This window comes from Microbispora sp. NPDC088329 (assembly GCF_040685655.1).
GTDB lineage: Bacteria > Actinomycetota > Actinomycetes > Streptosporangiales > Streptosporangiaceae > Microbispora.
The window spans coordinates 327,860-349,884 of sequence record NZ_JBFBIP010000005.1 but is presented as its reverse complement, the minus strand read 5'-3'; the positions used below and the strand labels follow the sequence as shown (position 1 = coordinate 349,884).

Genomic DNA, 22,025 nt, shown 5'->3' with positions numbered 1-22,025 from the left:
GGTGTGCGAGACAATCACTGATGTGCGAGTCGGATTGCTCGGGCCGTTCGAGGTCCGGAACGGCGATGGCGCCGTGGTGGAGGTTCCCGGGATCCGGCTGCGCGCGCTGCTCGCCGCACTCGCCCTCGAGCCCGGCCGGATCGTCCCACGTGCGAGGCTGGTGGACTGGATCTGGGGGGAACGGCCGCCCGCCGACGAAGTGAATGCCTTGCAGGCGTTGGTGTCCAGGCTGCGCAGGGTGTTGCCCGACGGTGCGATCGAGGCGGATTCCGGCGGCTATCGGCTGGCCGTGGCTCCCGACGCCGTGGACGTGTGCCGGTTCGAGCACCTGGTCGGTCAGGCCCGCACCGCCGAGCCCGCAGCGCGGGCCGAACTGCTGCGGTCGGCGTTGGCACTGTGGCGCGGCACGGCCATGGCGGACATCGCACTGCGGGACAGCGACGCGTTCGACGCCGCGATCGCGCGTCTGGACGAACTCCACGTCGCCGCGCTCGGGGATCGGGTGGACGCCGACATCCGCCTCGGCCGCGGCTCGGAACTGGTCTCCGAGCTGACCGAGGTGGTCGCCGCGTTTCCGCTACGGGAAGGGTTCGTGGCTGCCCTGATGCGGGCGCTCGCCGAAGCGGGGCGTACGGCTGAAGCGTTGACCGTGTATCAGCGGACGCGCGAGCGGCTCGCCGAGGAGCTGGGCACCGATCCGTCGGCCGAGCTCTCCGCGCTGCACACCGCATTGCTGCGGGGCGAGCTGGGTGAGCGGGCGGAGAACGGCAGGACGAACCTGCGCGCCGAGCTGACGAGTTTCGTCGGCAAGGACGACGACGTCTCCGCGGTCGCCGGTCTGGCCGTCACACACCGGCTGGTCACCTTGATAGGGGCGGGCGGCTCCGGCAAGACGAGGCTGGCCACGGAGACCGCGCGGACCATGCTCGCCGAGCTGCCGGACGGGGCGTGGCTGGTCGAACTGGCCTCGGTGCGGGCGGGCGGTGAGCTGGCGCAGGCCGCCCTCACCTCGATAGGCCTGCGCGACCAGGCGCTGCTCGGCGCCGCCCGGGGTGGGGAACCGATGGATCAGCTTGTCGCCGCGGTCCGGGAGCGCGCGATCCTGCTGATCCTGGACAACTGCGAGCACGTGATCGAGGAGGCCGCGGCTTTCGCGGATCGGCTTCTGGGAGAGTGCCGGAGGCTGCGTATTCTGGCCACGAGCAGGGAACCGCTCGGTATCACCGGGGAGGTGCTGTGGCAGGTCGAGCCGCTCGCGCTGCCCGCGAAGGGAGCACACCCCTCCGAGGTCGGCTCCTCGCCCGCCGTGCGGCTGCTGCGGGACCGCGCGGGTTTGGTGCGCAAGGACATCGGCTCCGACGCGCACACCTTGTCGGCCATCGCACGGATCTGCCGGGCGCTCGACGGGATTCCGCTGGCGATCGAACTGGCCGCGGCACGGCTGCGCACCATGTCCGTCGAGCAGCTGGCACGCCGGCTCGACGACCGTTTCCACCTCTTGACCAGCGGCAGCCGTACGGCGCTCCCCCGGCACAAAACGCTGCGCGCGGTCGTGGACTGGAGCTGGGATCTGCTGACCGAGGCCGAACGTCGCGTGCTGCGGCGGCTCTCGGTGTTCTCCGGCGGGGCGAGCCTGGAAGCGGCCGAACGGGTGTGCGGGGACGACGCGGGGGATGAGGCGTTCGCCGGGGAGCAGGTGCTCGACCTGCTGACCGCGTTGATCGAGAAGTCGCTGCTGCTCGCCGACGGCGAGGGCACGCCGCGCTACCGGATGCTCGACACCATCAGGGAGTACGCGGCGCACCGGCTCGCCGAAGCCGGGGAGACCGAGCAGGCGCGCCGGGCGCACCTCGCCTACTTCACCGAACTGGCCGACACGGCCGATCCGCACCTGCGCCGGGCCGAGCAGCTGGAATGGCTGGCCAGGCTCGAGGCCGAGCACGACAACATCAGTGCGGCCCTGCGCGGGGCGATCGCGGAGGGATGGGCCGAGGAGGCGATGCGGCTCGTCGGGGCCGCGGGCTGGTACTGGTACCTCAGCGGGCACAGGGCCGAGGGCACCGAGTTGAGCGTCGCGGCGGCCTCGCTGCCCGGTCAGGTGCCCGACGAGGTGCGGGCGATGGCGTACACCATCGTGGTGGTGTTCGTGACCTCCAGGATCGGCGGTGATCAGTTTCAGGCGCGGGAGTGGATCGAGGAGGCGCACCGGCTCGCCCAGCGCAGCGGGTATCGCAATCCGCTGCTCGGGTTCGTCGCGCCGCTGGAGCGGATGCTGCAGGGGCCGGCGGAGTTCCTGCCCGCGTTCGAGCCGCTCATCGGCGACGACGATCCGTGGGTGCGCGCACAGGCCAGGCTCGCTCGTGGCCGGCTGCGGCTCACGCTCGGCGGCGACGAGACCGATGTGGACATCGACGCCGAGATCGGCCTCGCCGAGTTCCGTACGCTGGGCGACCGATGGGGAACTTCGCTGGCGCTGACCTTCCTGGCCGATCGGCTCGCCATGCGCGGTGAGTTCGCGCGCGCGTGCGAACACTACGAAGAGGCGGCTGTGGCGCTGACCGAGGTGGGTGCGACCGAGGACGTGGTCGTTCTGCGGGCGCGGCAGGCTCAGCTGTACTGGCTGCTGGGCGACGAGCCGTCCAGCACCTCCGCGATGGCCGAAGCGCAGCGGTGCGCGAGCGGGATCACCTGGCCGGGCGTGCTCGGCGAGCTGGCGTTCTCTCAGGCACAACTGGCGCGCTGGCGCGGCGAGCCGGACCAGGCACGCCGGCATCTGGCCAAGGTGCGGGCGACGCCGGACAACAGGGCGATGGACCAATCCGCCCGCGCCAGGACCATGGACCTGTTCGGCTACCTCGCCGAGGATCTCGCAGAGGCCCGCGGATATCGGACCGAGGCCTTCTGCGCGGTTGTGGAGGTGATGTACCCGCCGATGATCGCCGAGGTGTTGATCGGGATCGCGGATCTCGCGCTGCGGCAGGGGGACCACGAGCAGGCCGCGCGACTGCTCGCGGCGAGCGACGCCGTGCGCGGCACGCCGGATCTTTCGCAGCCGGACGCCGCCAGGATCGCCGCGGATGCACGGAATCACCTCGGTGAACCCGTGTTCACCGAGGCGACCCGTGACGGCGGGAGGCGGGATTGGCGCGAGCTGGCCGAGATCACGCTCGCTTCTCGAACGACGCGCGCGCCCACAGGTAGCCGACCAACGCCAGCCCCGCACACCAGGCGATCGCCGTGATGGCCGAGCCCGCCGACGGCGCGCCGGTCAGCAACCCGCGCAGGGTTTCGATGATCGGCGTGAACGGCTGGTATTCGGCGAACTGCCGCGCACCGGGACCCATCTTGCCTGCCGGCACGAACGCGCTGCTCAGGAAGGGAAGGAGCATCAGCGGGACAGCGGCGAGGCCCGCGCTCTCCGGCGTTTTCGCCGCTAGTCCGAACGCGACGGTCAGCCAGCCGATCGCGAACACCGTCAGCACGACGATGCCGATCACGCCGAGCCATTCCGCGAAACTCGCCGACGGCCGGAATCCCATCAGGAACGCGACCCCGGTGACGAACGCGATGGCCACCAGGCTCCGCAGCATGGTCACGATCACGTGCGCGTTCAGCACCGCGGCCCGGGACACGTCCATGACGCGAAGCCGGTTGATGAATCCGGTCGTCATATCGGAGTTCACCGCGATCGCGGTGGCGCCGATGCCGTAGCAGATCGTCGTCAGCATCAACCCCGGTGTCGCGTAGTCGGCGTAGTCGACGCCGACGCTGAACGCGTCGCCGAACACGTAGACCATCAGGAACATCAGAAAGACCGGCATGACGACGCCGTTGAACAGCGCCATCGGATTCCGCATCGTGTGCCGGAAGTTGCGCCGCAGCATGGTCCCGGAATCCGCGATGACGTTCATCGGGCGTTGACCTCCTTGTTCGCGTTGCCGGTAAGGGCGAGGAAGACGTCATCCAGGTCCGGTGTGTGCACCGACAGTTCCTCGACGTCGATGGAATGCCGATCGAGCCGATCGAGCAGCGCGCGCAACGACCTCACCCCGCCGTCGCCGGGCACACGCAAGGTCAGCTCTTCGTCGTCCCTCGCGGACCCGGGCAGGATGCGTGCCGCGGCGTCGAGTTCGTGCCGTCCGGTGAACCGCAGCCGGACGTGGCTGCCGGGGACCCTGCGCTTGAGCTCGTCGGCGGTGCCCTCCGCGACCAGCCGGCCCTGATCGAGCACCGCGATGCGGTCGGCGAGCTCGTCGGCCTCCTCCAGATACTGGGTGGTGAGGAAGACGGTCGTACCGCCGGCGACCAGTTCCCGGATGATCTCCCACATGGTGCGGCGGCTGCGCGGATCGAGGCCCGTCGTGGGCTCGTCCAGGAAGATGATCCGCGGCTCGCCGACCAGCGTCATGGCGAGGTCCAGCTTGCGGCGCATCCCACCGGAGTAGGACGCCGCCGGTTTGCCCGCCGCTTCGGCCAGTTCGAACCGGTCGAGCAGCCGGCCGGCGATCCGCCTGCCCTGCGCCTTGGGCAGGTGCAGGAGATCGGCCATCATCAGCAGGTTCTCCTCGCCGGTCAGCAGGGCGTCCACCGCGGCGAACTGCCCGGTGACCCCGATCGCCGCGCGCACCGCCCTGGTTTGCGTGACCACGTCGTGCCCGGCGACGACCACCTGGCCGGCGTCGGGGGTCAGCAGCGTGGTCAGCACGTTCACCGTCGTGGTCTTGCCTGCGCCGTTGGGCCCGAGCAGGGCGAAGATCGTCCCGGTCCGCACATCCAGGTCGATGCCGTCGAGCACGATCTTGTCTTTATATGCCTTCCGCAGCCCCGAGGCCGCTATGGCTGAGCCGTTCATGGCGTTCACGATCGCGGAGGGCTCTGATACCAGGCCGTCACCGAGCTGACACGGCGACGGCCCCGTATCAGCTCGACGACGGCGCGGTGTCAGGGCGGTCGGCGATCGTGGAAACACGCACTCTCGCGAGTGAAACCCCGGCCCACAAGAGGAATGACCATGGTCCACACCGTCACCGCCCTGCCGACGGCACGTCAGCCCGGCTGCCCCTTCGACCCGCCGGCCGAGCTGATCGACGCCCGCCGGCACGGCCCCATCAGCCGCTACCCCTTCCCTGACGGGCACCAGGGCTGGCTGATCACCGGATACGACCTGGTCCGGTCGGTGCTGGCCGACTCGCGGTTCAGCTCGCGCAAGGAACTAATGATCCACCACCCGTCCATCGACTACACCGGCGTGGAGGTCCCTCCGGCGCCGCCCGGCGAGTTCCTCCTCATGGACGAGCCGCAGCACGGGCGCTATCGCAAACCGCTGGTGGGCAAGTTCACCGTACGGCGGATGCGGCAGCTCACCGAGCGCATCGAGCAGATCACCGCCGACCACCTGGACGCCATGGAGGAGGCCGGGCCGCCGGTGGACCTGGTGACCGCGTTCGCCAAGCCCATCCCCTCCATCGTGATCTGTGAGCTGCTGGGCGTGCCATACGAGGACCGGGGCCGCTTCCAGGACCAGATCGACACGTTCCTCGGCGGGGAGACCAGCGACGAGGACCTGATAGCGGCCTACACCGCGACCCAGCACTACCTCGCGGAGTTGGTGGCCGCCAAGCGCGCGAACCCCACCGACGACGTGCTCAGCGACCTCACCGGCAGCGATCTCACCGATGAGGAGCTGAGGGGGATGAGCCTGATCCTGCTGGCGGCCGGGTTCGACACCACCGCGAACATGCTGGCGCTGGGCACCTTCGCGCTGCTGCGCAACCCGGAGCAGCTCGCAGCACTGCGTGCCGATCCCGCGCTCACCGACCGGGCCGTGGAGGAGCTGCTGCGTTATCTGAGCGTCGCCAAGACGTTCATCAGGACCGCGCTGGAGGACGTCGAACTGGGCGGCCAGACCATCGAGGCCGGCACGACGGTCATCCTGTCGTACAACACCGCCAACCGTGACCCTGAGCGCTTCACCGATCCCCACCTGCTCGACCTCCGGCGGCAGGACGGCGGGCACCTGGCTTTCGGCCACGGCATCCACCAGTGCCTGGGTCAGCAGCTGGCCCGCGTCGAGATGCGGGTGGCGTTCCCCGCGCTGCTCAACCGCTTCCCCACGCTGCGCCTGGCCGTACCGGCCGAGGAGGTCGGCCTCCGTCCGGAGACCGCGGACATCTTCGGGGTGAAGAGCCTCCCGGTCACCTGGGACGCGTGACCGAGAGCCACACGAAGGCGCTCGCCGGAGAAGTGGTGCCCGGCTTCACGGGTCGTGACGGCAGGAGCAGCGGTCCGCTTCCGAGGGGGCGTCGGCTTCTGAAGGACGGGCGTCCACGGTCACCGGCAGGCCGGCCGCCAGCCGGTCGACCTTCTCGCTCAGCGCCCTGATCTCGTTCATGACCGCGATGTGCTGCTCCAGCTCCAACGCCTGGTCGTCCTTCCACCGCTGGGCGTTGACCTCGGCCTCCATCGCGGAAACGATCACACCGATGAGCAGGTTGAGCACGAAGAACGCCGTGATCACGATGAACGTGGCGAAGAAGATCCACGCCAGCGGCTCCTTCGCCATCACGTCCTCGGCCACCTGCGGCCAGTTCTCGACCGTGAGCACCGTGAACATGGTGAACAGCGACTTCCCGAGATCCCCGAAGTACTGCGGGGCCGCTTCGCGGAAGAGCTGTTCGCCGATCACGGACGCCGTGTAGAGCGACAGCAGCAGGAGGACCACGGCCGAGGCCAGTCCCGGAATCGCGGCGAACAGCGCCGAGACCACCCGCCGCATGCCCGGCACCACGGAGATCAGCCGCAGTACGCGCAGGAACCGGAAGAGCCGCAGGATCGACAACGACTCGGAGGCCGGCACGAGGGCCACGGCGACGATGATCAGGTCGAACCAGCTCCAGGGGTCACGGAAGAACGCCTTGCGGTGCACGACGATCCGCAGGATGATCTCGACGACGAAAATGCCGAGGATGACCCGGTCGATCACGAGGAAGGTCGTGGCGTGGCGGTCGGCCAGCTCGGGCGACGTCTCCAGCCCGAGCGCGATCCCGTTCAGCGCGATGACGGCGATGACCGCACGTTGGAAGACCGGAGAGTCGACGAAAACGCGGAGCCGTTCGCGGTGGAAAACGGGCAATCCCACACCTCAGAAGATCAGGCAGACCAAACGCCCGAAATCTTACAGTTTGGGGTTGACCTCGGTTTCCGGGGAGCGTCACCGCCGACACCCCGGCCGCGCCCTAGACGATGGGCGGGCGGCCGAGACGGAGCATGCGCCAGGCGGTGCGCCAGGCCATGGGACGGCGCTCGCCCGCCGGCTCGCGCAGTCCTTCGAAGAAGCCGCGGAACCACGCCTTGATCGCGGGCACCGAGCGCTCGCGTACGAGCGTGAGCACGACCCAGTTGAGCAGGTAGAACAGCGCGAGGGGCCACGGCAGGTTGCGCCGGGCCAGCCACACCCGGTTGCGTGCGTTCAGCCGGTAGAAGTCCGTGTGACGGGACGGCAGCACCAGCGGGTGGTACATCACCGTGTCGGCGTCGTACTCGATGCGGTAACCCTCGCCCAGCAGGCGCCAGGCGAGGTCGGTCTCCTCGTGGGCGTAGAAGAATTTCTCCGGCAACCCACCGACCTGCAAAAACGCCGACTTTCGGATGGCGCAGGCGCCGCCCAGGAAGGTCGTCACCGGGGAGGACCGCTCGGGGTCGCCGGCCCGCAGGCGGGGAACGTGCCGCCGCTGCACCGAGCCGCCCTCGGGGTCCATCACCCGGAAACTGATCACGGCGAGGTCGGGCTCGTGCGTGAACCGCTCACGGACGTGCGCGGCCACCTTGGGGTTGGCGTACCAGCCATCGTCGTCGAGGAACAGGACGATGTCGCCCGAGCACTCCTGCACACCGCGGTTGCGGCCCTCGGGAATGCCGGCGTTGTGCTCCAGCCGCACTGTCTTGATCGTGGCGGCGGAGCCGGGGAGCGGCCGGACGGTCAGCTCCGGCACGTCCGCGCCGTTGCCGACGATGACGACCTCGATGTCGCCGTCGGTCTGGGTGAGCGCGGACTCCACCGCCCGGTCGAGCTCAGCGATCCTGTTGCCCATGGTGAGGATGACACAGGAGATTTTCACCGCGTCATCGCCTCGACGTTGGGCGCACTACACACGACTTCATGATCACCGAGTCTGTATGGCCGGGCAATCCGGAATCTGCCTGGTTTACCGTGGCACAAGGGTATCGGAACTGCCACCAAACCCCTACCCAACCGCGAATGTACGGCCGGTCGGCAGTGTCTCCCGCTCACCATCGCGGCGCTCATATCCGCTCGGTCGTGCCGGAGGCGCGCCATGAACCCCCCTCGTCGCGCTCTGGTCGCTTCGCTCCCGCGCGCTCCTCAGTCCAGACCGGCGGCACGTCCCTCCGGATCGCTCTAACAGAAGCTCGCGCGGGAACCGGCGCGCTCATGAGAGCCGCCGCGAGGCGAGGATGCTGACCAGGTGCAGCACAAGCTGGACTCCCGCGATGACGACGCAGGCGACCACGAGGATCCGCGTGGCGGAGAACCAGTTGTCGAGCGCCGCCGCGACCACGACGATCAGCGACAGCTCGACGGCCTGGATCACCCGGTGGAACCGCAGCGCCGCCGCGGCCCTGCGGGCGAGCGCGAGCCGGGGCGAGGTGAACTGCTGCGCCGCCGTCTCGGTGGTCGCGACCAGGCCCGACCGGGCGCGGGCGACGTCGACCAGGTCGGTCTCCGACTTGATCAGGATCGCGCCGAGCGCCGCCGCCAGGCCCATCACCGTGTACCAGTCGGGCAACGTCTCCGAGGCCCGGAAACCCAGCCCGATCAGCAGCGCCGCCTCGGCGAAGTAGTGCCCGACCCGGTCGAGGTAGACCCCGGTGATCGAGGTGCGGCCGGTCCACCGGGCCAGCTCCCCGTCGGAGCAGTCGAGCAGCAGGTAGATCTGGATGAGCAGGGCCGCGCCCAGCGCCGCCCAGAAGCCAGGGAGTGCGAGCACGGCGCCCGCCGCCACCCCGCACACGATCATCAGGCCGGTGACCTGGTTCGGCGAGATGGGGGTCTTGGCCAGCAGCCAGGTGGCGTAGATGGACAGACGCCGCATGTACAGCAGGCCGGCCCAGTGCTCGCCGCTGCGGCGATCCATCGTGGTCTGCGGCTGGGCGACCGCGCGGAGTTCAGCGACCGACGGCGCGGACATAGTCCTCAACTCTCCCCCGGACCTCGCGCTCCGACAGGCGGAGGTGCTCAAGGATGGTGTAGCGGCCGGGCCGGGTGCTGGGGGCCAGCATCACCGCGGCCGTGAACTGATCGGTCGTCAGGCCGACGTCGCCGGGCACGACGGGCAGGCCGTGCCGTCTGAGACAGGCGGTCACCTGGCCGAGACGGTGCGCGTCCTCCCGGAGGAAGTAACAGAACGCCGCACCGATGCCGGCCAGCTCACCGTGATTGGAGGTGCCGGGGAAAAGCTGATCCACAGCATGAAGGATCTCATGATCGCCACCACTCGCCGGACGGCTTGACCCCGCGATGACCATCGACATCCCCGAAAGGATCAGCGCTTCCGCGAGCACGGTCAAGAACGCGTCCGCCTCGATCGAGTCCGGCCGGCCCAGCACCGCCTCGGCGGCGGTGCGCGACATGGAGATCGCCAGCCCGTCGATGGGCTCGCCCCGCTCGGTGTTGCCGAGCTGCCAGTCCTCGATGGCCGACAGGTTGCTGAGCACGTCGCCGATTCCCGACCGGACGAGCGAGGGCGGGGCGTCGTGGACGAACTCGAGGTCCACCATGATCGCCAGCGGCATGGGCACGCCGAACGAGCCCTTGCCGCCCTCGTACACCAGCGATGCCACCGGCGAGCAGATGCCGTCGTGCGAGAGGTTGGTGGCGACGGCGACCATGGGGATGCCGGCCAGCGACGCGGCGTACTTGGTGGCGTCGATCGTCTTGCCGCCGCCGACGCCGACCACCGCCTCGTAGTTGCCCTTACGCAGGTCCGCGCCGAGTGACACGGCCGCGTCCACGCTGCCGTCCGCCACCCGGAGCACCTTGGCCTCACCCAGCGACGGCGCGATGACCTCCGCGATGCGGTCGCCCTGCCCCACGCCGACCGCGACCGCGACCCGGCCGGAGGTGGCCACCCTGCTGTCGGCGAGCAGGGTGCCGAGCTGCGCGATCGCGCCCCGCCGCACCTCCATCGTGAGCGGGGCGGGGAGCATCCTTGCCAGAATCGGCATGCGAACTCCTCAGATGGCCGCGGGGATCAGTAGCGGCACGCGATCTCACGGGCCTTCGCGAGGTCGTCGTGGTTGTCCACCTCGACCCACTCGACCTTGCCGATCGGCGCGACGGCGATCTTCTCGCCGCGCTCGACCATCTCCTGGTAGCCGTCCTCGTAGTAGAGCTGGGGGTCGCGTTCGAAGGTCGCCTTCAGCGCGTCGGCGAGGCGCTCTGCCGCCCCCGGCCGGATCAGCGTGGCGCCGATGTACTCGCCGTACGCCTCGGCGGGGTCCATCAGCTTGGTGATCCGCTTCAGGCGGCCGTCCTCCAGCGTGACCTTCATCTCCTCGTCGGCCAGCGACTTCACGTCGTCGACGGCGAGCAGGATGTCGGAGGTGTCCTCGGCGGCCAGCAGGGTCCGCTCCACCGACACGGGGTGGACGGTGTCGCCGTTCACCAGCAACGCGCCCTGCGAGAAGTAGTCACGCGCGCACCACAGCGAGTAGGCGTTGTTCCACTCCTCGGCCTTGTCGTTGTGGACAAGCGTGAGCTTCACCCCGTGGCGCCGCTCCAGGTCGGCCTGCCGCTCCCGTACGGCCTGGGCCTGGTAGCCGACGATCACCACGACCTCGCGGAGGTCCACGGCCGCCAGGTTACGCAGGGCGATGTCGAGGATCGTGGTCTCACCGTCGACCGGCACCAGCGCCTTGGGCAGCGTGTCGGTGTACGGCCGCAGGCGACGTCCGGCTCCGGCGGCCAGCACCATTCCGAGCAATTTCCCGCACTCCTTGAGGTCGAGCGTCAGACAGTAACCCCAAAGGTTAGTTGGCTCGGCACCCCGGTTGGGTAATCCACCGTTGGTCTGACGTTAATCGGCGGGTGCCGGTTCCACGGACTCGTCGGGTGTGCGGGGGGCGGCGAGCCAGCAGGTCAGGCTCTCCCAGCCGAACAGGCACCACAGGTAGAGGGCGAGCAGGACGAACACGACCGGCACCAGGCCCAGCAGGCCGCCCAGGGCGACGACGAGCATCCGGCCGTCCCAGCCCAGCCCGGCCGTCGCGAGCCACGGCGGCGGATACACGTGCTGGCGCAGCCGATAGACCGTGTCGTAGTGGTGGAAGGCCATCGCGCCGAGCAGGGCGACGACGAGCACCGGAGGGACGGAGCGGGCGAACCCGGCCGAGGCGATGAAGCCGTACTCGGTCAGGCGCAGGATCGGGGGCGCCAGCCAGTCGAGCCGGCCGTCGTGGCGGTGCGCGCTGCCCGCCCCAGCCAGCAGCAGGGCCACCGCCGGGGCGAAGACCGCGAAGTCGTCGGCTCCGGCGACGCCGAGCACCAGCAGCACCGCGGTCACGAAAGCCCCCGCGACCGCGGGCGGCAGCGGCGGGAGCTGCCCGGCGACGAGCAGCCCCATCGCCTTCGCCAGCGGGCCGTCGTCGCGGTAGGCCGCCACGACGCCGCGCGGCACCGGGGTCATGTGGACGGAGATCGCGCCGCGGCCCTTCCCTCCGGCCTCGCGAGGGCGGCGGCTCATGCCACCTCCTCGCCTTCGGCTCGGAGCGGCATGCGCCAGGCGCTGTGTCGACCGATTCGCTCGCTACGCTCGCTCATGCCACCTCCTCGCCTTCGGCTCGGAGCGGCATGCGCCAGGCACTGTGTCGACCGATTCGCTCGCTACGCTCGCTCATGCGAAGGACCTCGCCATCCGCCCGGCGGCCGTGTAGGCCAGCGCCACCGCGCCCCAGCCCAGCAGCGCGAGGAACGTCACCCGCGCGTCGAACAGCGCGGCCGTGACCGAGATCAGCGCCATCCGTTCTCCGATCGGCAGCACGATCATCTTCTTGGCCCAGTACGCCACACCCCTCGCGCCGCTCAGCGCGTCGAGCCGCCGCGACAGCGCGAGCACCGATCCGGTGCCCTTCACGGCCGCCGCCGCGGGCGCCTCGTCCCACGGCACGGCCATCGGACGCGGGGCCGCCGCCCGCAGGCCCGCCGCCCTGGCCCGGTCGGTCACGGCTCCCGCGTAGGAGAAGTCGACCATGTGGCGGATCGTCTGGAGGACCATCGCGGCCACGGCCAGGGCCCAGATCTCCCACGCCTTGTCCGGCAGGGTCACGTATCCGGCCGCCAGCCCGACGTACACGAGGTATTCCTTGAGCCGGTCGCAGATCGCGTCGAGCCAGCCCCCGAGCGGGGAGAACCGGCGCGTGTAGCGGGCGAGCTGGCCGTCCAGGCAGTCGAGCACGAACGACAGGTAGAGCGCGACGGCGCCGACCACGAGCCCCGCGCGGTGGCCGTCGGAGAACCAGATCGCGGCGATGGCCGCGAACCCGACCGAGATGCCGGTCACCGTGTTGGGGGTCAGTCCGAGACGGGCGGCCGGGCGGATCAGGTGACGCGACCACGAGCTGACGCAGTAGGTGGTGAAGAAGCCGTCGCCGCTTTTGACGGCGGCGTCGAGCCTGGCCTGCGCCTCGTCGACGTCGGCCAGCTCGCGCACGGCGCGCTCGGCGGCCGGGCGCGTGCCGGCTCTCCCGCAGTGCAGGGTGCCCAGGGCGACGGCGTGCACCTGGACGCCGGCCCGCACCAGCCCGGTGAGCAGCAGTTCGGGCACCTCGCCGTCGCCGACGCGCCCGAGATGGCGGCGCTGGGCCAGATCGGCCAGGTCTTCGGCGATGTCGGCCAGCCCCGCCAGGTGGGCCTCCCCGACCTGGAGGACGCCGCGGAAGGTGCCGTTGGCCCATTCGACCTCGTGGAAGGACGTGCCCGCGGACACGACGCGGCCCCACTCGGTCCGTACGGGCGGCCGCAGCGGGGCGGGGTCGCCGCTGGCGACGATCGCGCCGGTCGGGCGCGCGGGATGGTCGAGCAGCAGCGACAGCGCCTCGGTGTGCGCGACCACGTCGGCCGCCAGCACGGCGACCGGGGAGGTCGAGGCGCGGGCCGTCTTGGCGACGATCCGCAGGTCCTCGGCGAGCCCGTCGCTGACGCAGATCTGCCGGCGCGGGCCGCCCGTCTCCGCGCCCTTCTCCCACCCCCCTGCCTGGGCGTCCTGGGCGCGCACCACGATCAGCACCTCGCGGACCGGCAGGGTGAGGAGTTGTGCGGCGAGCCGCTCCAGGAGGCTGCCGTCCGACCGGGCGCCGTCGGACCAGGGCAGCCCGGCGGCCGGCGAGGTCGCGAGGACGACCGCCACCGTCTCTGTGTCCCGTGACGTACCGGGCTTGCTCGGATCCGCCCCCATATGGAAACCCGCTTCACGTCGACCGCACGTGCTCACCTCGCAAAGTAACCGAGTGATCACTAGGTGGCAATCACCTTCTCCGGCTTCCGGCACGGGTATGGTCTCCTCCGGGGAGGACAACATGATCGCCGAATCGCGTCTGCGCAGGGTGGGGGTGGTGCTGGCCGGCGGTGTCGGCCAGCGCGTGGGCCTCAACACCCCGAAACAGCTTTTGAAGATCGCCGGGAAGACGATCCTGGAGCACACCCTCGACGTGTTCGACGGCCATCCGGAGATCGACGAGGTCGTCGTCCTGATGGCACCCGGCTTCGTCTTCGAGGCCGAGGAGCTCGTCAGGAGGAACGGCTACACCAAGGTCCGCGGGGTGCTCGAAGGAGGCGCGAGCCGTACCGAGACGACCTGGCGGGCGTTGAGCGCGCTGGGCGAGCAGGAGTGCGACGTGCTGCTGCACGACGCGGTGCGGCCGCTGATCGAGCCCCGCATCATCAGCGAGTGCGTCGCCGCCCTCGAACGCTACGAGGCGGTCGAGGTGGCGATCCCGTCCTCCGACACGATCGTGGTGGCCGCGCCCGGCCCTCGTGGCGACATCATCCGCGACATCCCCGACCGTTCCCGGCTGCGCCGGGGGCAGACCCCGCAGTGCTTCCGGCTGTCGGTGATCCGGGCGGCGTACGAGCGCGCCCTGGCCGACCCCGAGTTCCCCTCGCTGCCGACGACCGACGACTGCGGCGTCGTGCTGCGCTACCTGCCCGACGTGCCGATCTACATCGTGCCCGGCAGCGAGCACAACATGAAGGTCACCCATCCCGTCGACGTCTTCATCGCCGACAAGCTCTTCCAGCTCGCCGAGAACACCGCGCCCGCGCTGGACGAGGAGGCCTACCGGGCCGGGCTCGAAGGCCGCACGCTCGTGGTCTTCGGCGGCAGCTACGGCATCGGCGCGGACATCGTCGCGCTGGCCAGGGGCTACGGCGCGAGCGTCCACTCGTTCTCCCGCAGCCAGAACGGCGTGCGCGTCGAGGACGTCGCCGCCGTCGAGGACGCGCTCGCCCGCGTGTACGCCGAGACCGGCCGGATCGACTACGTCGTCAACACGGCCGGCGTGCTGCACATGGGCAAGCTCGGCGAGTCCGGGCAGCACACCATCGAGGAGACCATCGGGGTGAACTACCTCGGACCGGTCAACATCGCCCGCGCGTCCGTGAAGTACCTGATAGAAACCCGCGGCCACCTGCTGCTCTACACCTCCTCGTCCTACACCCGCGGCCGGGCCGACTACAGCCTCTACTCCTCCACGAAGGCCGCCGTCGTCAACCTCACCCAGGCGCTCGCCGACGAGTGGGCCTGCCAGGGTGTCCGCGTCAACTGCGTCAACCCCGAGCGCACCGCCACCCCCATGCGGCTGCGCGCGTTCGGCGACGAACCCGCCGGAACGCTTCTCTCCCCCGCCGCCGTCGCCCACACCAGCCTCGATGTGCTGCTGTCCCGCCTCACGGGACAGGTCGTGGACGTACGGCTCAGCCGATGACCGCAACCATGTACGGAGGGACGGGCGCTCGCCCATGGGGGGAAACATCACGGGGCGCAGGGCCCCGAACGCACTGGTCGCGATAGCCCGGAGGCCGGCCCTGAGAGGCCTGGCCGGGGGACGCAGAGGCGCGTTCACCGCGCTCACGCTCGCGTCGTACCCGGCCCTGGTCGCGGCCGCCGTGTGGCCGCTGCCCGTGGCCTTCGCGGTGCTCGTGCCACTGTCGTACGCGGCGGAGGCCGCGCTGCCCGGCCGGGCCGCGGCAGCGCTGAGCCGGGCCCATCTCGGGGCCACGGTCCGCTTCCTGTCACGGGAGACGGCGGCCGTCGTGCTGCTGGCGCGGCTGGCGCCGGGGCGGCCGTGGTCGTTCGCGGCGCTCGCGGCCGGGCTGTTCCTGTTCCACGGCCTGCGGGCGGTGCAGACGTGGCTCGCCGAGCACGTCGACCGCCGGCACAACCAGATGCCGGTGATGACCCGCAACATCGACCTGCCCGCGCTGCGGATCCCGCCCGCGCCGCCCGGTGTGCTGCTCACCCGGGGCGCCCGGCTGCTCCACCTCGACGCGCTCGCGGTCGTGCCCGCCGCGGTGACGGCGCCCATGAGCCCGGGTTGGACGGGCCGTGGCTGGGTGGGCGCGGGCTGGACCGGCGTCGCGGGCGCCGTCGTGGCCCTGGCCCTGGAGACCGCCGCCGTCGCCGCGCTGCTCGCCCACGCGCGGCGCGCCAGGCACCTGGGCGACCGGCGCCGGGTTCTCGCCGCCGTGGACGACTGGGTCGCGGCCTACCGGCCCGAGGTCGTCATGTACTTCTCCGGGCCGGTCACCGCGGCCTACCAAGCCAGCATGTGGCTCGGCACGCTGGAGCGGATCACGCCGAGGACGCTGGTGGTGCTGCGAGACCGGCCGCTGGCCACGGCCCTCGGCGCGACGACGCTGCCCGTCGTGTGCATCCCCTCGTCGGTCGACCTCATGAACTTCCGCGCGCTCGACGGCGTGCGGGTCGCGCTGTTTCCCGCCAACGTCGGCAACAACATCCACATGCTCCGCGTGCCCGGCGTGCGGAGCGTGTTCATCGGCCACGGCGACAGCGACAAGGAGGCGTCCTTCAACCCGTACACCAAGGTGTACGACGAGGTCTGGGTGGCCGGGCCCGCCGGGCGCGACCGCTACCTGCGCGCCCAGGTGGGTGTGCGGGACGAGGCCGTCGAGGAGGTCGGCCGCCCCCAGCTCGCCGGGGTGCTGCGCACCAGCCCGTACGCCGAGGGGGCGGCGCCGTACCGGACCGTCCTGTACGCGCCGACGTGGGAGGGCTGGAGCGACGACCTGTTCCACAGCTCGCTCGTCGCCATGGGCCCCGCGATCGTGCGCGCCCTGCTCCGCGAGCGGGTGCGGGTGATCTACAAGCCCCACCCGCTGACCGGCCACCGCTCACCGGCGGCCCGGGCGGCGCACCGGAAGATCCTGGCCCTGCTGCAGGAGAGCACGGGAATGCCCCACGTCGCGGTCACGGGCCGGGAGCCGTCGCTGTACGAGTGCTTCAACGAGGCCGACGTGCTGATCTCCGACATCTCCAGCGTGGTGTCGGACTTCGTGGCCAGCGGCAAGCCGTACGTCGTCGCCAACGTGGCGGACCTGCCGCCCGACCGGTTCCGCCGGCGCTACCCGGCCGCCGGTGCGGCGTACCTCCTCGGGCCCGGCCTGGCGGAGCTGCCCGGCATCCTGCGCCGTCTCGACGCGCCGGGAGGCGACGACATGGCCGAGGCCCGGCGGGCGCAGCGCGCCTACCTGCTCGGTCCCGATCACCCTGACCCGCTGGCCCGCTTCGACGAGGCCGTACGGCGTGCCGCCGCCCGGGCCGAGGCCCGCGCCCGCTCCCTCGGCCTCGAAGCCCTCACCCCTTCCGCCCGCGACTGAATAAGCCGAGGAGAGCCATATGGACGCTGTCGAAGCCCCGCCCGCGCCCGCACTGGCGCCGGTGCCCGGCCGGCCTCTGCCCAGGACGCCGCGCGAGCTGTACGACGCGCTGCCTCCGCTGCCCGGCCTGCAGACAGAGGTGATCGACGGTCGGCTCGTCACCCGCCTACGGGACGCTCCCGAATACGCGTCGGCGGCGATGCAGTTGTTCGAGGCGCTCCTGCCGCTCATGGACGACCGCGGTTGGCAGGCGTGGGCGGGAAACGTGGGCGTGTGCCTCGACGAGACCAACGAGCCGGTGGTGCCGGATCTCGTGCTCGCCCCGTGGGGCTGTCCTCGGGACTGATGCTGGTGGCCGAGGTGGTATCGAAGGGCAGCGCGGAGGACGACCGTCTCAAGAAGCCCGCGATCTACGCCGGGGGCGGCGTGCCGGTGATGCTGCTCGTGGACCCGCTGACGAAGCCGGCGTCGGTCACGGTCTACAGCGACCCCAAGGAGGGCCAGTACCAGGTGATCTCGGCGGTGCCGTTCGGGCGGGAGATCCACGTCCCCCACCCGATCGGCTTCACGCTGGACACCTCAGTCTTCGAAGAGGTCCTCTAGCCTCGCCCGTTCGGGCTTGGGACGGGGCTTGCTGAGCTTCGGGGGGCTGGTCAGGAAGCCCGTCCCCCACGAGACGTGCATGGTGGCGTACACCAGCGGGAGCCGCACGAGCGCGGCGCCGGGCAGCCCGCGGCCGGTGAGGACCGAGCCCGCGAGGATCGCCGCGAGGTAGCCGCCGGGGATGATCAGGCCGGGCCAGAAGAACGGCGAGACCACCAGGCCCAGCGCCATCGCCGCGACGGCGGCGGGCGGGGCGAGATAGCGCAGGTTGATCGTGCCCTGGTGGGTGCGGGAGACGACCCGCCGCCAGCGGCCGTAGTGGAAGTACTGCTTGGCCAGCGCGCGCACGTTGGGCCGGGGACGGTAGGTGACGCGCATCCTCGGCTGGAACCACACCAGCCCGCCGGTCTCCCGGATGCGGTGGTTCATCTCCCAGTCCTGCGCCCGCAGGAAGTGCTCGTCGTAGCCGCCCACCCGGTCGAGGGCGCTGCGGCGGAAGACCCCCAGATAGACGGTGTCGGCCGGACCGGCCTGCCCGCCCGTGTGGAACCGGGCGTTGCCCACGCCGATCTTCGAGGTCATGGCGCAGGCCACCGCCTGCTCGAACGGCGTGATCCCCTCGGCGGCCATGATGCCGCCGACGTTGTCGGCGCCGGTCTGCTCCAACGTCTCCACGGCCGTACGCAGGTAGTCGCGGGGCAGGATGGCGTGCCCGTCCACCCGGGCGATGATGGGATTGCGGGACGCGGCGATGGCGGCGTTCAGCGCGTTGGGGGTACGGCCCGTGGGGTTCGGCACGACGACGACGCGGCGGTCCGCGGCCGCGATGGCGTCGGCCACCTCCTGGGTGCGGTCATGAGAGGGGCCCACGCTGATGACGACCTCGAGAGGGCCCTCGTAGTCCTGTTCGAGCACCTGCCGTACGGCGTCGCGCAGGTGCCGCTCCTCGTTGAGCACCGGCATGATCACCGAGATCGGCGGCCAGCTCCGCGCGGGATTCTGGCTCGACTGTCGCGAGTCGGGAAAGGGCTTCATGGCGGCGCTCACGCTACTGTACGGAGGGGTGGAGACGGCAACCGGAGGACGGGAATGCCCGGCGAGGATCAGGAGGACTCCGGCGTCCGTATAGGGGGCGACGGGAACGGCGGCGTGAGAGTGACGGCGCAACGCGCCCGCCGTCGGAGAACAAGCCTCCGATCCCTGGTCGTTTCGGGCTCGCTCTCCGGAGTCGTGCTGCTCGGTTCCGGCGCACTGTGGCTGCTGCCCAACTACGCCGCCGGAAAGATCCAGTCGGTGGACGCGGGCACGAGCGAGGCCGAATCCACGGGCGCGATGAACATCCTGCTGGTGGGCGTGGACAAGCGCGACAACCTGAGCAGGCGCCAGCAGAACCAGCTCCACCTCGGCCGCGACGTCGGGCAGCGCACCGACACGATGATGGTGATCCACCTGTCGGAGGACCACCGCAAGGTCACCGTCGTCAGCCTGCCGAGGGACACCTGGACGACGATCCCCGGCAAAGGCGAGCACAAGATCAACTCTGCGTACCAGTTCGGCGGCGCCAAGCTGGCCGTGAAGACGGTCGAGCAGGCGACGGGACTGCGCGTCAACCACTACGTCGAAGTCAACGTGCTGGGGTTCATCGACGTGGTGGAGTCGCTCGGCGGGGTCACCGTCTGCACTCCGGTGACGATCGACGACCCGAAGACCAAACTGTCCCTGCAGCCCGGGACGTACACGCTGGACGGGGTCAAGGCGCTCGCGTACGCCCGCACGAGGGCCACGGCCCGGTCCGACCTCGACCGGATCGACCGGCAGCAGCAGGTCATCTCCGCGCTGCTCAGCAAGGCGCTCAGCGGCGGCACACTGACCAACCCCGCCAAACTCGCCGGGCTCGTCGATTCCACGCTCAAGACGCTCACCGTGGACACCGCCCTGGCCAAGGACCTGCTCGGCCTGGCCAACCAACTCAAGGACGTCTCGACCGACGACGTGTCGTTCGCGACCGTGCCGCTGGCCGACGTGAACTACCACGCGCCGACGGGCGAGTCGGCGGTGCTGTGGGACAAGGAGGCCGCCCGCGACCTGTTCCGCCGCATCAACGCGGACCAGCCCCTCGTCGAACCGTCCGCGAGTGCCTCCGCGAAGGCCTCGGTGTCCCCTTCGGGTTCGCCCTCGGCGGCCGGCTCGCCGTCCGCCTCGCCGACGGCGCTCACGATCCCGCCCGGGCGCATCTCGGTCAAGGTGCTCAACGGGACGCTCATCACCGGCCTCGGCGCGACCACGAAGGCCCGCCTCGTCGAAGCGGGGTTCATGGTGCCCTCGCCTCCCGGTGACACGCCCCGCCGCGACTTCGCCACCACGGTGATCCGCTACCCGCCCGGCCGCGAGGACTCGGCGCGTACGGTGGCCGCCGCCATCCCCGGCGCCGAGTTGCGCGAGCAGCCGGACGTCGCCGGCATCGAGGTCGTCGTCGGCCAGAACAACCATGACGTCAAGAAGGTGACGGTGGCCGAGCCGGTGGGCGAGCCGGTTGGCTCCGCCGCATCGGCGACGCCCGCTGCGCAGGCGACTCCCACGGCCCGCACCGCGACGCAGAACATCTGCAAGAAGTAACCGCCCCGGCCGGCTCGCCTTCGGCTGCGGCAGAACTGCCGCAGCCGGGCCTCAGCCGATAGCGTCCGGGGCGTAGATGTCGTCCAGGCCGATCAGGCGGATACCGGGGTCCTCGGCTGCCGACGCCCGCAGCTCGGCCGTGAAGCCCGAGCCGCCGTAGCAGGCCAGAATCGTGTCGCGGGTGTCGTAGCCCTTGGCGGCGAGGAGATCGCGGGCCCGGGCCGGCCGCCCCACGTGGTGGTGGCTCATCGTCTCTCCCCACTTCGCCTCCCCCAGAGACAGCAGCCTGCCCGCCCGGCCTCCGTCAGGGGGCGAGAAGACCGCCACATCGATCTCTATCCGCGTACGGTTCTCCGGGTCGTTCACGGTGCCCGCCCCCACTATGGCGGGGAAGCCCCCGAACACTTCTTCGCCGGCGCCCCGGGCGTAGTCGCGGCACAGAGCCTCGAAGTGCGGGCCCACGATCTGGGCCAGGAAGGTCTCACGTACCGAGCCCCAGACAGTCTCACCGCGGTACGCCTCCAGCTCGGGCCAGCGCCGCCGCATCACGCCCTCGTAAAAGGTGATCAGTGGCTCGACGATGCGGTAGCGGGAACGGCCCTGGCGGAAGACGTCCGGTTCGCGGGCGACCAGCGCGCAGTCCTCGAGGACGTTGAGCGGATGAGTGATCTGGTCCGACCTGCGGCCGGGGCTGTCGCGGAGGTGCTACCGGGCCTGCGCCGTGATCGCGCCGCGGACCGCGTCGAGGAGCGTGGCGGCTCTCCGGTCCGGTACGCCTTCCTGAATGCGGTTCATGACGTACCCGAAGGCCAGGCCGGTTGCCGGGTCGGCGAAGCCGAGCGACCCGCCGTAGCCGGGGAAACCGAAGGCGGTCGGGCTGTACCAGAAGGCGTCGGGGGTCGGCAGGCCGAAACCGGTGGCGATCCGGACGGGCACGCGCAGGACGCGGTCCACGCCGCTGACCTGTTCGGCGGTCGCCGCCGCCAAGGTGTCCGGCGAGAGGATGCGATGCCCGTCGACCTCGCCGATGAGCGCGGCGTAGAAACGGGCCAGCGAGCGGGCGGTGCAGATGCCGTTGGTGGACGGCATCTCCGCGAGCTGCTCGGCGGGGTCGTCGTGGTTCGGCATCGGCGTGACGACGGTCATCGCCCGCATGGTCAGCGACGTGGGATCGGCGTAGGCCCTCATCACCTCGCGCGCGGGCTCGGGAAGGGCGTCGAGGTCGATCCCGGCCAGTGCGCCGAGGTCGATCGGGTCGGCGACGATCCGGCTGGCCCGGTGCTGCTCGGACTCCGGCAGCCCGATCCACAGGTCCAGGCCGAGCGGCGCGGCGATCTCCTCGGCGAGGAACGTGCCGAGGCTGCGGCCGGTCACCCGGCGGACCACCTCGCCGACCAGGAAGCCGTACGTGTGGGCGTGGTAGCCGTGATCGGTGCCTGGCTCCCAGAACGGCCGCTGAGCGGCCAGCGCGGTCACCATCGGGTGCCAGGCGATCGCCTCCGCCGGAGTGATCGGGTGATCGAGCGCGGGCAGTCCTGCCTGGTGAGTGAGCAACCACCGGACCGGGACGCGGTCCTTGCCGTTCGCCGCGAACTCCGGCCAGTAGTCGGCGACGGGCGCGTCCAGGTCGAGCTCGCCGCGCTCGGCCAGCAGGTGCGCGCAGGCGGCGGTGACGCCCTTGGTGGTGGAGAACACCACCTGCAGGGTGTCGTGCTCCCAGCGGCGGCCGCTGCCGGGGTCGGCGATGCCGCCCCACAGGTCGACGACCTTCCGGCCATGCAGGTAGACGGCGACCGCGGCCCCCGTTTCCTGTCCGCCGGACAGATTGACCGCGAACGCCTCACGTACCGCTTCGAATCCAGGTGCGGTCTCGCCACCGATTTCGGGCATGCGTCAT

At 70.8% G+C, this 22,025-nt stretch carries 19 protein-coding genes; 7 read left to right on the top strand and 12 right to left on the bottom strand.

Annotation, left to right across the window (positions count from 1 at the left end):
- Positions 1-22 precede the first annotated feature (22 nt).
- Positions 23-3,241, top strand: coding sequence for a BTAD domain-containing putative transcriptional regulator (locus AB0O28_RS13685; protein WP_363639741.1), 3,219 nt, complete (start codon positions 23-25; stop codon positions 3,239-3,241).
- Here the strand turns inward: AB0O28_RS13685 and AB0O28_RS13680 are convergent.
- Both AB0O28_RS13680 and AB0O28_RS13675 read right to left on the bottom strand, forming a co-directional pair.
- On the bottom strand, positions 3,162-3,884 hold the full coding sequence (locus tag AB0O28_RS13680) for an ABC transporter permease (RefSeq protein WP_363639739.1): 723 nt from the start codon (positions 3,882-3,884) through the stop codon (positions 3,162-3,164). The genes AB0O28_RS13685 and AB0O28_RS13680 overlap by 80 nt on opposite strands.
- A 23-nt stretch (positions 3,885-3,907) precedes the next feature.
- Positions 3,908-4,852, bottom strand: a complete 945-nt coding sequence (locus AB0O28_RS13675; RefSeq protein ID WP_363639737.1) for an ATP-binding cassette domain-containing protein — start codon at positions 4,850-4,852, stop codon at positions 3,908-3,910.
- A 153-nt stretch (positions 4,853-5,005) separates the two neighbouring features.
- On the opposite strand from AB0O28_RS13675, the gene AB0O28_RS13670 reads away from it, so the two are divergent.
- The gene (locus AB0O28_RS13670; RefSeq protein WP_363639735.1) at positions 5,006-6,211 is read left to right on the top strand and encodes a cytochrome P450; all 1,206 of its coding nucleotides are present in this window, start codon (positions 5,006-5,008) and stop codon (positions 6,209-6,211) included.
- Between the two features lie 45 nt (positions 6,212-6,256).
- On the opposite strand, the gene AB0O28_RS13665 is transcribed toward AB0O28_RS13670, so the two are convergent.
- The 7 genes from AB0O28_RS13665 to AB0O28_RS13635 form a co-directional block, all read right to left on the bottom strand.
- Positions 6,257-7,138, bottom strand: a complete 882-nt coding sequence (locus tag AB0O28_RS13665) for an ion transporter (protein ID WP_363639733.1) — start codon at positions 7,136-7,138, stop codon at positions 6,257-6,259.
- A 97-nt stretch (positions 7,139-7,235) separates the two neighbouring features.
- A complete protein-coding gene (locus tag AB0O28_RS13660; protein WP_363639731.1) occupies positions 7,236-8,117 on the bottom strand; it encodes a glycosyltransferase in 882 nt (293 codons plus the stop codon).
- Between the two features lie 330 nt (positions 8,118-8,447).
- Entirely contained in the window at positions 8,448-9,206 is a 759-nt protein-coding gene (locus AB0O28_RS13655; RefSeq protein WP_363639729.1) for a CDP-alcohol phosphatidyltransferase family protein, read from the bottom strand.
- The gene (locus tag AB0O28_RS13650; protein WP_363639845.1) at positions 9,184-10,224 is read right to left on the bottom strand and encodes an iron-containing alcohol dehydrogenase family protein; all 1,041 of its coding nucleotides are present in this window, start codon (positions 10,222-10,224) and stop codon (positions 9,184-9,186) included. Before AB0O28_RS13650 ends, AB0O28_RS13655 begins: the two co-directional genes overlap by 23 nt.
- Before the next feature lie 44 nt (positions 10,225-10,268).
- Complete coding sequence (locus AB0O28_RS13645) at positions 10,269-11,000, bottom strand: phosphocholine cytidylyltransferase family protein (RefSeq protein WP_142561593.1); 732 nt, start codon at positions 10,998-11,000, stop codon at positions 10,269-10,271.
- Between the two features lie 93 nt (positions 11,001-11,093).
- On the bottom strand, positions 11,094-11,759 hold the full coding sequence (locus AB0O28_RS13640) for a DUF5941 domain-containing protein (protein ID WP_363639726.1): 666 nt from the start codon (positions 11,757-11,759) through the stop codon (positions 11,094-11,096).
- A 150-nt stretch (positions 11,760-11,909) separates the two neighbouring features.
- Positions 11,910-13,421, bottom strand: coding sequence for a CDP-alcohol phosphatidyltransferase family protein (locus AB0O28_RS13635; RefSeq protein WP_363639724.1), 1,512 nt, complete (start codon positions 13,419-13,421; stop codon positions 11,910-11,912).
- Positions 13,422-13,590: 169 nt separating this feature from the next.
- Between AB0O28_RS13635 and AB0O28_RS13630 the strand changes: the two genes are divergently transcribed.
- From AB0O28_RS13630 to AB0O28_RS13615, 4 genes are read left to right on the top strand one after another with little or no spacing between them, the layout of a single operon-like run.
- Entirely contained in the window at positions 13,591-14,997 is a 1,407-nt protein-coding gene (locus AB0O28_RS13630) for a bifunctional cytidylyltransferase/SDR family oxidoreductase (protein WP_363639722.1), read from the top strand.
- Between the two features lie 34 nt (positions 14,998-15,031).
- Positions 15,032-16,909 (top strand): CDP-glycerol glycerophosphotransferase family protein, encoded by a 1,878-nt coding sequence (locus tag AB0O28_RS13625; protein WP_363639720.1) that lies wholly within the window; start codon positions 15,032-15,034, stop codon positions 16,907-16,909.
- A gap of 19 nt (positions 16,910-16,928) precedes the next feature.
- The gene (locus tag AB0O28_RS13620) at positions 16,929-17,255 is read left to right on the top strand and encodes a hypothetical protein (protein WP_363639718.1); all 327 of its coding nucleotides are present in this window, start codon (positions 16,929-16,931) and stop codon (positions 17,253-17,255) included.
- The gene (locus AB0O28_RS13615; RefSeq protein ID WP_363639716.1) at positions 17,234-17,512 is read left to right on the top strand and encodes a Uma2 family endonuclease; all 279 of its coding nucleotides are present in this window, start codon (positions 17,234-17,236) and stop codon (positions 17,510-17,512) included. The genes AB0O28_RS13620 and AB0O28_RS13615 overlap by 22 nt, the downstream gene beginning before the upstream one ends.
- On the opposite strand, the gene AB0O28_RS13610 is transcribed toward AB0O28_RS13615, so the two are convergent.
- Positions 17,489-18,547 carry an ExoA family glycosyltransferase gene (locus AB0O28_RS13610; protein WP_363639843.1) on the bottom strand — a complete coding sequence of 353 codons (1,059 nt, stop codon included), beginning with the start codon at positions 18,545-18,547 and terminating at the stop codon, positions 17,489-17,491. The genes AB0O28_RS13615 and AB0O28_RS13610 overlap by 24 nt on opposite strands.
- Before the next feature lie 195 nt (positions 18,548-18,742).
- Here AB0O28_RS13610 and AB0O28_RS13605 point away from each other — a divergent pair, with 195 nt between their 5' ends.
- A complete protein-coding gene (locus AB0O28_RS13605; RefSeq protein ID WP_363639714.1) occupies positions 18,743-20,128 on the top strand; it encodes an LCP family protein in 1,386 nt (461 codons plus the stop codon).
- A gap of 51 nt (positions 20,129-20,179) precedes the next feature.
- On the opposite strand, the gene AB0O28_RS13600 is transcribed toward AB0O28_RS13605, so the two are convergent.
- Together AB0O28_RS13600 and AB0O28_RS13595 are read right to left on the bottom strand one after the other, a co-directional pair.
- Positions 20,180-20,674, bottom strand: coding sequence for a hypothetical protein (locus AB0O28_RS13600; protein WP_363639712.1), 495 nt, complete (start codon positions 20,672-20,674; stop codon positions 20,180-20,182).
- Between the two features lie 159 nt (positions 20,675-20,833).
- Positions 20,834-22,018, bottom strand: a complete 1,185-nt coding sequence (locus AB0O28_RS13595) for a serine hydrolase domain-containing protein (RefSeq protein WP_363639710.1) — start codon at positions 22,016-22,018, stop codon at positions 20,834-20,836.
- Positions 22,019-22,025 lie beyond the last annotated feature (7 nt).

Excerpts from the sequence above, each read along its gene's own strand:
- AB0O28_RS13680 (WP_363639739.1), bottom strand. The coding sequence starts at position 3,884 with ATGCTGCGGCGCAACTTCCGGCACACGATGCGGAATCCGATGGCGCTG.
- AB0O28_RS13675 (WP_363639737.1), bottom strand. The coding sequence starts at position 4,852 with ATGAACGGCTCAGCCATAGCGGCCTCGGGGCTGCGGAAGGCATATAAA.
- AB0O28_RS13670 (WP_363639735.1), top strand. The coding sequence starts at position 5,006 with ATGACCATGGTCCACACCGTCACCGCCCTGCCGACGGCACGTCAGCCC.
- AB0O28_RS13655 (WP_363639729.1), bottom strand. The coding sequence starts at position 9,206 with ATGTCCGCGCCGTCGGTCGCTGAACTCCGCGCGGTCGCCCAGCCGCAG.
- AB0O28_RS13650 (WP_363639845.1), bottom strand. The coding sequence starts at position 10,224 with ATGCTCCCCGCCCCGCTCACGATGGAGGTGCGGCGGGGCGCGATCGCG.
- AB0O28_RS13640 (WP_363639726.1), bottom strand. The coding sequence starts at position 11,759 with ATGAGCCGCCGCCCTCGCGAGGCCGGAGGGAAGGGCCGCGGCGCGATC.
- AB0O28_RS13630 (WP_363639722.1), top strand. The coding sequence starts at position 13,591 with ATGATCGCCGAATCGCGTCTGCGCAGGGTGGGGGTGGTGCTGGCCGGC.
- AB0O28_RS13625 (WP_363639720.1), top strand. The coding sequence starts at position 15,032 with ATGGGGGGAAACATCACGGGGCGCAGGGCCCCGAACGCACTGGTCGCG.
- AB0O28_RS13620 (WP_363639718.1), top strand. The coding sequence starts at position 16,929 with ATGGACGCTGTCGAAGCCCCGCCCGCGCCCGCACTGGCGCCGGTGCCC.
- AB0O28_RS13610 (WP_363639843.1), bottom strand. The coding sequence starts at position 18,547 with ATGAAGCCCTTTCCCGACTCGCGACAGTCGAGCCAGAATCCCGCGCGG.
- AB0O28_RS13600 (WP_363639712.1), bottom strand. The coding sequence starts at position 20,674 with ATGCGGCGGCGCTGGCCCGAGCTGGAGGCGTACCGCGGTGAGACTGTC.
- AB0O28_RS13595 (WP_363639710.1), bottom strand. The coding sequence starts at position 22,018 with ATGCCCGAAATCGGTGGCGAGACCGCACCTGGATTCGAAGCGGTACGT.